Genomic DNA, 12543 nt, shown 5'->3' on the forward strand with positions numbered 1-12543 from the left:
TAGGAAGATTATTGTGCAGCAATCACTGTCACGAGCTCGTAGCTCTCGCCTGTCTCAAGAGTCTTGCCTTCTTCAATACTTGGTGCATGAAGGGCAGATTCCACACACAGCATGGTTTCATAGCCATTGTCAGCCATGTCTCCCATCCCTTGTGCACCTTCCGCCCACGGGTTCCATAGTACTGCTGAGTTATGGCCGCGGTTCGCTACGCTTAACGTGCGGTTAAGAACAGGGTCTTTCACTAAAATTTGAGCTTCTGGTTGCGTGTATACGCGATCGATGGTGTCAGTCAGTTGAAGAACCTCACCACCCTGACACACTTCGCTATTTTTCAAGCTGTCGATGTACTCATTGCCCATACCTGTTGTTTGCGCTTGTTTGATATCGCCCACGTTAAGGTAAGTATGTAATGCGCCTGAGAACGTCCAAGCTTCATCATCGATATTAAGAACTTTCAGCGTTACTTTGAGTTCGTCACCCACTTCGACAAGAAGACGCGCATCAAACATGTATGGCCAAATTTGATGTGTTTCTTCGGTTGGGAACAGTGCCAACTCGACGATGACACCATTTTCATTTTCACGGTGCTCAACCAATTCCCATTCGGATGTACGCGCAAAGCCATGAGCTGGTGCAGCAATACGGCCAAACCAAGGCCAACAAACAGGAATGCCACCACGTAATGCTGCTTTGCCATCAAAAATGGCTTTTTCGCTCATCCAGATCAAGTCTTCTTGACCTTGTGGTGTATATGAGACTACATGACCGCCGTGTAAAGCAATACCTGCTGTCGCTTTGTCATGAATAATACGAACGATCTTTACGTTATCGATTTCGACAACAGTTACGTTGTCTGAAAGAACGGTTAGAGGAGGAAGAGTTTTTAAATCCATGTGCTTGTTTCCTACACTGGGGAAGAGGTAGATTTCGGCGCACTTCTCAGTATTTATGAAAGTACGTCTGAGATTTTTCTCAAATTCCAGATACAAAAAAGGCGACTATCAAGCCGCCTCTTTTTCAACTCAGTTAAGAGCTAATCACGATTTCTAATTACTTAGAGATGTGTGCGATTAGGTCTAGAACTTTGTTTGAGTAACCGATTTCGTTGTCGTACCAAGATACAACTTTAACGAAGTTATCAGTTAGAGCGATACCAGCTTTAGCATCGAATACTGAAGTTTGAACTTCACCGATGAAGTCTTGAGAAACAACTTGGTCTTCAGTGTAGCCTAGAACGCCTTTTAGTTCGCCTTCAGAAGCTTCTTTCATTGCTGCACAGATAGCTTCGTAAGATGCGCCTTCTTTTAGGTTAACTGTTAGGTCAACTACAGAAACGTTAGCTGTTGGTACGCGGAAAGCCATACCAGTTAGTTTGCCGTTTAGTTCTGGAAGAACAACGCCTACAGCTTTAGCAGCACCAGTTGAAGATGGGATGATGTTTTGAGAAGCACCACGACCACCGCGCCAGTCTTTAGCAGAAGGACCGTCTACAGTTTTTTGAGTTGCTGTAGTAGCGTGAACTGTAGTCATAAGACCAGATTCGATACCGAACTTGTCGTTAAGAACTTTAGCGATAGGCGCTAGACAGTTAGTAGTACAAGAAGCGTTAGAAACGATGTCTTGACCAGCGTAAGTAGCGTGGTTAACGCCCATTACGAACATTGGAGTAGCGTCTTTTGAAGGACCAGTTAGAACAACTTTCTTCGCACCAGCTTCGATGTGCTTACGTGCAGTCTCGTCAGTTAGGAAAAGACCAGTTGCTTCTGCTACAACGTCAACACCGATTTCGTCCCATTTAAGGTCAGCTGGGTTGCGCTCTGCAGTAACACGTACAGTTTTACCGTTAACGATTAGGTTACCGCCTTCAACTTCAACAGTACCGTTGAAACGGCCGTGAGTTGAGTCGTACTTAAGCATGTATGCCATGTATTCTACGTCGATAAGGTCGTTAATACCTACAACTTCGATGTCTGCGCGCTCTTGCGCTGCACGGAATACGAAACGACCGATACGGCCAAAACCGTTAATACCTACTTTGATAGTCATTATAGTTGCTCCACAACTTAATTTCTGATTAAAGATAACTGGTAGTAAAATTACAGAATCCAGTAAACATCTGCAACAGATAATCGGACTTAACTTGTTTAAAGTCAAAAAAAAGCGACGCTTTTTTTAACAATTCTTCGCAAATGTTCGTTTTTTAAACTTTTACTGAATCTTCTGTAGTCCAGTTGGCGTAATATAACTTGCGAGATAAGTACTCGTATCAAATTCATTACACATGGTGTCCTGGTGAGAAAGTATGTGCTACAACTGTTACGAGAAGCAAGTTTTTTGCTAAAAAAGTCAATGCCCAAAATAGTAAAGAAGGAACCGAAATTCGTGGAACAAAGCGGAAAAAAAGTAACGAAGTCTGATGAACAGTGGCGTGAGCAGTTATCTGACGAAGAGTTCCGTGTCTGTCGAGAGCAAGGTACAGAGCCGCCGTTCAGTGGTAAGTTACTGCATAATAAAGAGACTGGCGTTTACGCTTGTACGTGCTGTAATGCCCCTCTATTTATCTCGGATAACAAGTACGACTCTGGTTGTGGATGGCCGAGTTTTGATGCACCTCTTAATAATGAAGCAATACGCTATTTGGAAGATCTAAGTCACGGAATGGTTCGTACGGAGATTCGTTGTGCGAGCTGTGATAGCCATTTGGGTCACGTTTTTGAAGACGGTCCGAAGACCACTGGCGAGCGTTATTGTGTAAATTCGGTGTCGTTAATTTTCAACAAATCTGACGAATAATGACATTTTTGCTGTTAAGAGTGTTTTATCCTTTCATCGTACCGTTAGACCACTCATAATCACCAGCAATAGGAAAAAAACTCCCGGCTAAGCGGGAGTTTTTTGTTTACATGTCTTTAGGGACCATATCGGGCGAGTAACTGCCTTTGCGTATTGCCTTTGCAATCGTATCGGCCAACTCATCTAACTTTTCGTGTTGGTTCGGATCCTCGAAGTGGTACATACGCTGCAACTGCTTTTCATCCGCTAAAGGCACATCAAATCGTTTGGCAACCATCGCCCATAAGTAAGCCTGCTTTTTCTCGCCTAAACCTTGGTTAATGCTTGCCAGTGATTTAAGTATCACAGGGTTTAGGTTGTCTTTGTTTGACAGAGCCAAAGCATTATTGAGCAAGACTAGCGTTTTTTTTGCGTCTCTATTGGTATAGAAAGTGGCTAAGGCATACTGCATTTCTGCAGTATTTAACTGGGGTGTGCCTTCCATTTGTAAAAATTGGCGACGTGCTTGTGTATCGCCCGTTTGTGACCAAAGAAAATAGAGTGTCTCTGGTTGTTGAGAACCTTTCAGTTCTTCGACGATACGCTTGAGTTCATCTATGCTGTGTACCAAGGCATTAAAGCGTTGCCTTTTTAGCTCACTTTGATCGATAGGGGTGATCTGAGACGCGAGCTCCAAACATTTGCGATAATCAGCAACGATGCTGTATTCGGTAATTTGGTTTGCTTCTGATGGGTTTTTCAGTAGCTCAAAACGGTGCCAAATTAACTTGGTTCTAGGAATTCGACATTGGCCGTCATCCATATTGAGGTTTTCACAACGGAGCTCTGGCGTTTTTTGACACAACTCTTCTGTTGTAACGTTGCCTTCAAAACAGCCCGTCAAAGTAAGGGTAGTGAGGCTGGCGAGTAACCAGTATGTTTTTTTCATGGTTTTGCTTGTGATCCGTTACACCAATTCATTTTCGTGTTCTTGACTCAGTTTCTTAACCCGTTATGTTCTGTAAATAGAATGTAATAAGAAGGTACATTATGGACGCAGAACAACTATTAAAAGCGATAACTCCAGAAGTTTATGATCGTTTGGTTTATGCAGTAGAAACGGGAAGATGGCCTGAGGGTACAACACTTTCTAAAGAGCAGCGAGATTCGTGTATGCAAGCTGTGATGTTGTATCAATCAAAACACAATACCGAGGCGCAACATATGACGGTTGCGGCTGGTGGTGAAATCAGTTTTAAGTCTAAACAGGAACTGAAAAAACAGTTCAATACCGATGAAAGTGACATTGTTCGTGTAAACCCGAATCTCGATTGATTCTGTCACTTCATGCCAAAGTAAAAAGCCCAATCAATATTGGGCTTTTTTAATATCTAAGCATTGTTAGAGATTCGAAGAAGCGCTTACAGGCTCATTTCGCCACGCAGTACTTCCTGCATTTTCTCTTTTACTTCTTCGTAAGACAGGTTTTGGCTCAATAAGAAGTGCAGTTTTGCGAGCGCCGCTTCTGGCGTCATATCGTAACCGCTAATTACGCCTGCATCTGCCAACGCACAGCCTGTCGCATAACCGCCCATGTTAACTTTACCAGCCAAACATTGAGTCAGGTTGACCACAATAACACCACGCTCAGAGGCTTCTTTAAGATGGCCTAGTAGTTCTGGGTTTTGCGGAGCGTTACCCACACCAAAGGTTAGCAAAATCATTGCATTCACTGGCTGAAGCAAGGTATTGCGGATAACTTCATGCGAAATACCCGGATACATTGTGATCACACCGATTGGTTGAGGAGTAATGTTGTGAACTTTGAACTCACCTTCAGGTTGCGCGTTCACCTTGATGCTGTTGCTAATCTGAATGTTGATGCCCGCTTCCAACAATGGAGGCAAGTTTGGTGACGTAAATGCATTAAAGCCGTCAGCATGAGATTTTGTGCTGCGGTTGCCACGCATCAACTGATTGTTGAAGAATAAGGTGACTTCGTTGATTGGGTAGTTTGCTGCGATGTGCAGAGCATTTAGTAAGTTTGCTTGACCATCAGAGCGCAGTTCAGCCAAAGGAATTTGAGAACCAGTAACGATAACTGGCTTACCCAGGTTTTCTAGCATGAAAGACAAAGCCGACGCGGTGTAAGCCATCGTGTCAGTGCCGTGCAGAATAACGAAACCATCGTACTTGTCGTAGTTGTCACGAATGTCATCAGCGATTTGTTGCCAGTCTGCTGGTGTCATATCTGATGAGTCGATAAGAGGATCATATTCGTGGATAGTGTATTCCGGCATCTCTGGACGGTGAAATTCCGGCATGCTGGCAAGCTGTTTTTCCATAAAGCCAGCGATAGGAACGTAACCGTGATCCGATTTTAGCATACCGATGGTGCCACCGGTGTAAGCGATGTAGATGTGTTTTCTAGTCATCGTTTTTTCTTTCATGTAGGGGAACAGAGGCGGGATTATATACCTAAATAACCTTGAGATGCGAGGCTCGGCGCACAGCATATGAAAGTCATCTGAGGAGATGTTGAGCTCAATAAAAAAGGGCATCTCACGTAGAGATGCCCTTTGTATTTCTTACTGAAAATCTACTGTACTTGGCAGTTCAAACAGAAAGCGTATTGTCCTTTCGGATCGTTAAAGCTTTGAAGCAGACTTGCATCTTGTTCGAACTGTTGAGCCACAGGTTGAAGACTCTTTGGCAGAAGGCTTGTTGCGTCAACACCAAGGGATACTTTCACCTGATTCATGAATTCTTGTAGGAATAGTTCTGTTGGTGACAATGGCTCTTCAACCCAGTAAATACCGTAATCTGTCACGTTCGCCAGCTTCGCAGCTAACTCAACGGCATCATCGAAGTCACCCATTTGGTCAACAAGACCGAATGATAAGGCATCTTGACCTGTCCAAACTCGGCCTTGCGCGACTTTGTCTACCTCTTCTACCGTCATATCTCGGTTTGAACCAACCAAAGAGATAAAGCGTTTGTAGCCATGCTCAATGCCTAGTTGGAACGCTTGAGACGCGCCTTCAGACAAGCCAGTCGTAATGCCGTCGCCAGAAAACGGTGAGGTGCCAACGCCGTCGGTGTTGATACCAAGTTTGCTGAAGCCTTTTTCGAACGTCGTAATAACGCTGAAGATACCAATAGAACCTGTCAGTGTTGTTGGTTGTGCGACGATTTTATCTGCGCTCATTGAAATCCAGTAACCGCCAGAGGCCGCTAAGCTCGACATCGAAACTACAACAGGTTTGCCTGCTTTTTTTAGCGCTTCCACTTCGTTGCGAATCACTTCTGACGCAAACGCACTGCCACCAGGGCTGTCTACGCGAAGCACGACTGCTTTCACCTTCTCATCGTTACGCGCTTGACGCAGTAGACTTGCAACCGTGTCACCGCCTACTGTTCCACGAGGTTGCTGACCATCCATGATGGCGCCACTTGCAACAACAACGGCAATATCATGGTTCGCGAGTGTGTAGTCAGGGCGAATCGTTGCTAGGTAGTCGTAATAACTAATGGCGTTATAGCTGTCTTTACCGTCGCTACCAAATTCTTTGGCGAATAGGGTACGAATATCTTGGCGTGTCGCCAATTCATCAACTAATCCCATTTTGACGGCCAATTGCGCCAAATCACCATCCACAGATTTCATCTCGGTAAGCAGTTCTTCCATCGTTGGGTTTAGCACTTTGGCGTTGATGTTGCGGTTAGTCGTCACGTCATCGACAAACGCGCTCCACAACTGAGTGACCCAGCGAGTGGCAGACTCTTTTGCCGCATCCGACATGTCGTCACGAATAAACGGTTCGATAGCCGATTTGTAAGTACCGACTCGGAAAACGTGAGTGGATACGTCTAACTTCTCTAGCAGAGTTTTGTAGTACATAGAGTAAGCGCTGTAGCCCTTAATCAGTACGCCACCATCAGGCGCCATGTACACTTTATCGGCGTAGCTTGCTAAGTAATATTGGCTCTGATTGTAAAAGTCACCCACCGCGTAAACTGGCTTACCTGATGCCTTAAACTCGTTTAACGCTTTAGCAATGTAACGAAGTTTCGTTAAGTTCGTTTCTGGGAGATCGCGCAGTGCCAATACCAAGCCAGAGACTTTGGCATCGTCTTTTGCGTAGCGAATGGTGTCCACGATATCGAACAAAACGTTCTCTTTTGGCATCTCGTTACCTAAAAGAGAACCTGCAACTGAGTCCATTGGATTGACATAACGACGCTGTTCCACGATGGGACCAGAAAGGTTCATAACCAAAGCAGATTCTTTCTCGATAACAGGCCGTCCTTCGCCAGTGTAGGTAAACGCAAAGTAAAACACGGCAATCATCAAAAGGAAGATCAGGTTTGCCAACGCGAGTCTGATAAAGGTGATGCTTTTCCATATCCCCTTAAATATCAAACCAATAAATTTGAAGAGTTTTTTCATCTTGTCTCCATAACGAGATAGTCTTTCCCTAATCTTACAAAGTATGGGTTCTTATCTCTAAGATCTCAAAAGATAACATTTTTTTAGCTTATCACGCTCACTCAACAATTGGCATATTTTCGCGCGAGATTGATCGGTGTTACAAAAATGTAAACGCCTGTTTGATTTTTTGGTTTTCCGGACGTAGTCTGGTCAGACCATGATAATAAAAATGGATGTTTAGTGATGTCTGCCATGTACCCTAATTTATTAAAACCACTGGACCTAGGTTTTACACAATTACGAAACCGAGTCCTGATGGGATCAATGCACACAGGCCTAGAAGAGCACAAGGAAGGATTGCAAAAGCTCGCCGCGTTTTATGAAGAGCGCGCGAAAGGTGGCGTCGGGCTTATCGTGACCGGCGGTTTTTCACCGAATTTACGCGGTCGTCTGCACCCGTTAAGTGCGGAGTTTAGTAAGCCAAAACACGCAAAGGCGCACCGAGTAGTCACCGATGCGGTGCACAAGCATGGTGGCAAAATTGCGCTACAGATTTTACATGCTGGGCGTTACGCGATGCACCCGTTTGCGCAGAGCGCCTCTGGCATTAAAGCGCCGATCGCGAAGTTTGCGCCGAGTGAAATGAGCGAGCGTCAGATCAAAAAGACCATCGATGCATTTGCCAACAGCGCTGAACTCGCTCAACTTGCCGGTTATGACGGCGTGGAATTAATGGGCTCAGAAGGTTATTTGATCAATCAGTTCCTTTGTAAGCGCACCAATATGCGATATGACGATTGGGGCGGCAGTTACAAAAAACGCATGCGCTTCCCGTTGGAGATAGTGAAAGCTGTACGTAAAGCGGTGGGTGAGAAGTTCATCATCATTTTCCGTCTTTCGATGCTGGATCTCGTCGAGCAGGGCAGCACGTTCGAAGATGTGATTGAATTAGCCAAAGGATTGGAAGACGCGGGCGTCACCATTATCAACACTGGTATTGGTTGGCATGAAGCACGTATTCCGACCATTGCAACGCAAGTACCTCGCGGTGCATTTACATGGGTAACCGAGAAGGTGAAACCGCACGTTTCTGTGCCAATTGTCACCTGTAATCGAATTAACACTCCTGATGAAGCAGAGCGAATCCTTGCTTCTGGTCAGGCGGATATGGTGTCAATGGCTCGCCCGTTCTTGGCGGATCCATACTTTGTCGCGAAGGCAGAACAAGAGAAAGCGCAGTTTATTAATACGTGTATCGGCTGCAACCAAGCGTGTCTGGACAACGTATTTAAAGGTAAGCGCGCTAGTTGTCTCGTCAATCCACTTGCCTGTTACGAAACAGAAATTGTGGTTGAACCAACGTTCAAGAAGAAAAATATTGCCGTTGTAGGCGCAGGCCCTGCTGGTTTAGCTTGTGCGACGACTTTAGCTGAACGTGGTCATCAAGTTGATCTGTTCGAAAAGAACGACCGAATTGGTGGGCAATTCCGCTTAGCGATGCAAATCCCAGGTAAAGAAGAATTCAGAGAAACGATTCGCTACTTTGCCAACCGAATTGATGAAACGGGTGTAAATCTGCATTTGTCTACGGAAGCGAACTACGATTTGCTGACAGAGTACGATGAGGTTGTGATGGCTTCTGGTGTTGAACCGCGTAAGGTCAATATCGAAGGTATTGATAATGCAGAAAAAGTGGTGGATTACCAAACGCTGATTCGTGACAAAACGCCTGTCGGTGAAAAAGTCGCCATTGTTGGTGCTGGTGGTATTGGTGTTGATGTTGCGACAATGATTACCGAGCCAGCTGGGCAAACGTTGGATGATTGGCTGCATGAATGGGGCATTGATAAAGAAATGTCGCAACCAGGTGGACTGTACCCTTACCCAGACGCGGTGAGTGACAAAGAAGTGTGGGTGCTTCAACGTCGCAAAGGTCGTGTTGGTAAAGGACCGGGTAAAACGACAGGTTGGATCCATAAACGCACATTAGAAAAACGCGGAGTGCATCTGCTTGGTGGCGTGTCTTATGACAAAATTGATGACAACGGTTTACACATTCATGTAGATGGTAAGGCGCAGCTTGTAGAGGCTGATAAAGTCGTTATTTGTGCGGGACAGGAATCAGTACGTCCTTTTGAAGACAAGTGGTCTGAACTTGGTGAAAAACTGCATATCATCGGTGGCGCTGATCATGCCGGTGAGTTGGATGCAGTGCGCGCAATTCGCCAAGGCGTAAAACTTGCTGTGAAGCTATAACATCGAGCTTTATATGACTCAAAAGCTGCGTGTGATGCGCAGCTTTTTTGTTTCTGTTGCTCTCGGTTTGTGTGAATCATCACGATAATCCCTAAAAAACAGATTGTTATTCGAGTGAGAGGGTTATGCTAAAGTGAGCAGCAAAGAAAATAACAGTTAGATTCAATAAGGACTCGCTCATGGAAGCTCTCGATCTTTTGCTTAACCGTCGCTCTATCGCCAAATTATCTGCGCCAGCACCAGAGGGCAAAGCGTTGGAGAATATTATTCGCGCAGGTCTTCGTGCTCCTGACCATGCAGGCTTAACCCCTTGGCGTTTTGTGATTGCTCAAGGTGATGGTTTGAAGAAGCTATCAGATATTTTGGTGAAAGCCGCGATTGCAGACCATAGTGATGAGGCTGTGATCGAAAAAGTGAAAAATGCGCCGTTTCGTGCCCCAATGGTCATTACCGTGATCGCGAAAGTAACCGAGCATGAGAAAGTCCCTGCATTGGAACAATATCTTTCTGCGGGCTGCGCTGTTCAAGCAATGCAAATGGCGGCGGTTGCGCAAGGTTTCCAAGGTTTTTGGCGTTCGGGTAAATGGATGTTCCACCCTGAGGTACATCAAGCATTTGGCCTAGAAGGTGAAGATGAAATTGTTGGATTTCTATACCTTGGTACACCAGGTTGTACTCCAATGAAAGTGCCAGAGCGCGATTTGTCTAAGTTTGTTGAATTTCAATAAATACATACCTAGATAACGCTCACTGTTCATTTATACAGTTTTTCCTTGATTTCTTAGGGCTACATTCGATAATGTGGCCCTAATTATTTTGATTTCCAAATCCTTATGTCTCGTCTGTTTATTGCTGAAAAACCCAGTCTAGGTCGTGCTATTGCGGCTGCTTTACCTAATCCCCAAAAGAAAGACCAAGGCTTTATCCGTTGTGGAAATGGTGATGTGGTGACGTGGTGTATTGGTCATTTGCTAGAGCAAGTTGAGCCAGACGCTTACGATGAACGCTACAAAAAATGGAACATGGCCGATCTGCCGATTGTTCCTCAGCAATGGCAACTTAGACCGAGAAAAAGTGCCAGTAAGCAGTTAACCGTGATTCGTAAATTGCTCAAAGAAGCAACTGAAGTGATTCATGCGGGAGACCCAGACCGTGAAGGGCAGTTGTTAGTTGATGAGGTTCTCGACTACTGCAAGCTTTCCAAAACTAAGAAAGAAGCGACACAGCGTTTGCTGATTTCTGACTTGAACTTACCTGCGGTGAAGCGCGCACTAAACTCAATGCGCAGTAATCGTGATTTTATTCCTCTGTCTGTTTCCGCTCTCGCGCGCTCACGGGCGGATTGGTTGTATGGAATGAATATGTCTCGCGCTTATACCTTGCTGGGACAAAAGGCTGGCTACCAAGGTGTGCTCTCGGTTGGGCGTGTGCAAACTCCGGTTCTAGGGCTTGTCGTCCGTCGAGATGAAGAAATTGAAAACTTTGTTCCGAAAGATTACTTCACGCTGCACGCATTGATCCCGTATCAAGACCCAAATGGGGCGTTTGATATTCGCGCACGCTGGAAACCCAGTGAGGCTTGCAAACCGTGGCAGGATGAAGAAGGGCGAGTATTAAATCGCAAGTTAGTCGAAAACGTCGCTAATCGGATCGCGAACCAGCCAGCGATAGTGAAGGAATCAGAGCAGAAGCAAACCAAGCAATCTGCACCATTGCCATATTCATTGTCTGCTTTGCAGATTGATGCAGCAAAGCGTTATGGCATGAGTGCGCAGCAGGTGCTAGATACTTGTCAGGCACTATACGAAAAGCACAAACTGATCACTTATCCGCGTTCTGATTGCCGCTACTTGCCGTTGGAGCATTATTCTCAAGCTGGAACGGTTACATCCGCTATTGCAAACAACGCCAAAGAACTGCAAAGCGCAGTGAATGGTGCCGACTTATCGATTAAGTCGAAAGCGTGGAATGACAAAAAAGTCGATGCTCACCACGCCATCATTCCAACGCCTAAGCAAGCCAACGTTAATGCACTGTCTGGCAACGAAATGAAAGTGTATCAGCTCATTGCGCGCCAATATTTAATGCAGTTTTATCCTGCGGCTGTCTATGCCGAAGCGAAATTGGTATTCGACATCGCTGGTGGCATTTTCATCGCTAAAGGTCGTCAACTTGTTTCGTCGGGGTGGAAAGCGCTGATGGGAAAAACGGATAAAGAAGACGAAGGTATTGATGCGGTGCCACCGTTAAGTGAAGGCACGGTGTTAACATGTCGTGAAGGTGAAATTAAAGACCGAAAAACTGAGCCACCAAAACACTTTACTGAAGCCACTCTGCTGCAAGCGATGACGGGAATTGCTCGTTATGTTGCCGATAAAGAGTTGAAAAAAATTCTGCGCGACACAGATGGATTAGGTACGGAAGCGACTCGTGCGGGTATTTTGGATACGCTCTTTAAGCGTCAGTTATTGACAAGGCAAGGTAAATCCATAATCAGCTCGCAAGCTGGACGAGGGTTAATCAACGCATTACCACAAGATGCGACGTATCCTGATATGACCGCTCATTGGGAGCACCAACTTCAGGGGATGGCAGAAAGAAATCAAGCTTATCAACCTTTCATGCAGGCACTTGAGCAGCGTATTGATGGGTTGATGAGCCAAGTAAAATCAGGGCCAATACCGGATTCTCTGCGCCACTTACCTAAAGTCGAACGTCCGGCGTTCAAGCGTAAAAAGCGAAGCTACCCAAAGAGTGGGGCATCGAAAACGGGAGCCTCAAAGCGAAAGAGCTCTTAAACAAAAGCGGCGCATGATAGCGCCGCTTTTGCTTGTTGTTTGTGGTGGTGTTACTCAAACAGATCGCCGTGATTTTGAATGGCACCTCTTACATCATCTTGCGTAAGAACTCGTTTGCCCGAGACTTGTTTGACTTGCTTACCTAAATCGACCAACGCATCGCGATTCGCTTGTGTCTGACGTTTCCCTGCGCTTCTTAAGCAGTAGTTGAGTTCGTGATCTTCACTAAAATTCACCAGATCTCTATCCGCAGCCATGCTCACTCTCCTTATTTGTTTGATAGCC

Annotated in this window: 11 protein-coding genes; 5 read left to right on the forward strand and 6 right to left on the reverse strand. The window is 45.5% G+C overall.

What is annotated here, in order from left to right:
* Positions 1–8 precede the first annotated feature (8 nt).
* Positions 9–893 carry a D-hexose-6-phosphate mutarotase gene (locus ACF8OV_RS16280; RefSeq protein ID WP_317675846.1) on the reverse strand — a complete coding sequence of 295 codons (885 nt, stop codon included), beginning with the start codon at positions 891–893 and terminating at the stop codon, positions 9–11.
* Between the two features lie 157 nt (positions 894–1050).
* Positions 1051–2046, reverse strand: a complete 996-nt coding sequence (gene gap / locus ACF8OV_RS16285) for a type I glyceraldehyde-3-phosphate dehydrogenase (RefSeq protein WP_005479552.1) — start codon at positions 2044–2046, stop codon at positions 1051–1053.
* 303 nt (positions 2047–2349) lie between these two features.
* On the opposite strand from gap, the gene msrB reads away from it, so the two are divergent.
* Positions 2350–2793: a peptide-methionine (R)-S-oxide reductase MsrB gene (gene msrB, locus ACF8OV_RS16290; RefSeq protein WP_011106032.1), complete on the forward strand. Its 444-nt coding sequence runs from the start codon at positions 2350–2352 to the stop codon at positions 2791–2793.
* A gap of 106 nt (positions 2794–2899) precedes the next feature.
* Here msrB and ACF8OV_RS16295 read toward each other — a convergent pair whose 3' ends face one another.
* The gene (locus tag ACF8OV_RS16295; RefSeq protein WP_005461738.1) at positions 2900–3721 is read right to left on the reverse strand and encodes a DUF2989 domain-containing protein; all 822 of its coding nucleotides are present in this window, start codon (positions 3719–3721) and stop codon (positions 2900–2902) included.
* A 101-nt stretch (positions 3722–3822) separates the two neighbouring features.
* Between ACF8OV_RS16295 and ACF8OV_RS16300 the strand changes: the two genes are divergently transcribed.
* Entirely contained in the window at positions 3823–4107 is a 285-nt protein-coding gene (locus ACF8OV_RS16300; RefSeq protein WP_017447818.1) for a YeaC family protein, read from the forward strand.
* A gap of 86 nt (positions 4108–4193) precedes the next feature.
* Here ACF8OV_RS16300 and ansA read toward each other — a convergent pair whose 3' ends face one another.
* On the reverse strand, positions 4194–5207 hold the full coding sequence (ansA, locus tag ACF8OV_RS16305; RefSeq protein WP_005479567.1) for an asparaginase: 1014 nt from the start codon (positions 5205–5207) through the stop codon (positions 4194–4196).
* Positions 5208–5371: 164 nt separating this feature from the next.
* Complete coding sequence (sppA, locus tag ACF8OV_RS16310) at positions 5372–7222, reverse strand: signal peptide peptidase SppA (RefSeq protein WP_005494455.1); 1851 nt, start codon at positions 7220–7222, stop codon at positions 5372–5374.
* 225 nt (positions 7223–7447) lie between these two features.
* On the opposite strand from sppA, the gene ACF8OV_RS16315 reads away from it, so the two are divergent.
* From ACF8OV_RS16315 to ACF8OV_RS16325, 3 genes are all read left to right on the forward strand, one after another.
* Entirely contained in the window at positions 7448–9460 is a 2013-nt protein-coding gene (locus ACF8OV_RS16315; protein WP_180709238.1) for an NADPH-dependent 2,4-dienoyl-CoA reductase, read from the forward strand.
* Positions 9461–9639: 179 nt separating this feature from the next.
* Complete coding sequence (locus ACF8OV_RS16320; protein ID WP_005461733.1) at positions 9640–10188, forward strand: NAD(P)H nitroreductase; 549 nt, start codon at positions 9640–9642, stop codon at positions 10186–10188.
* A 105-nt stretch (positions 10189–10293) separates the two neighbouring features.
* The gene (locus tag ACF8OV_RS16325) at positions 10294–12258 is read left to right on the forward strand and encodes a DNA topoisomerase III (RefSeq protein WP_317675845.1); all 1965 of its coding nucleotides are present in this window, start codon (positions 10294–10296) and stop codon (positions 12256–12258) included.
* 50 nt (positions 12259–12308) lie between these two features.
* Here the strand turns inward: ACF8OV_RS16325 and ACF8OV_RS16330 are convergent, their stop codons facing one another.
* Positions 12309–12515 carry a hypothetical protein gene (locus ACF8OV_RS16330; protein WP_005461782.1) on the reverse strand — a complete coding sequence of 69 codons (207 nt, stop codon included), beginning with the start codon at positions 12513–12515 and terminating at the stop codon, positions 12309–12311.
* Between the last annotated feature and the right edge of the window lie 28 nt (positions 12516–12543).

It is taken from the genome of Vibrio sp. GLN_1, from assembly GCF_043106015.1.
GTDB classification, from domain to species: Bacteria; Pseudomonadota; Gammaproteobacteria; order Enterobacterales; family Vibrionaceae; genus Vibrio; species Vibrio parahaemolyticus.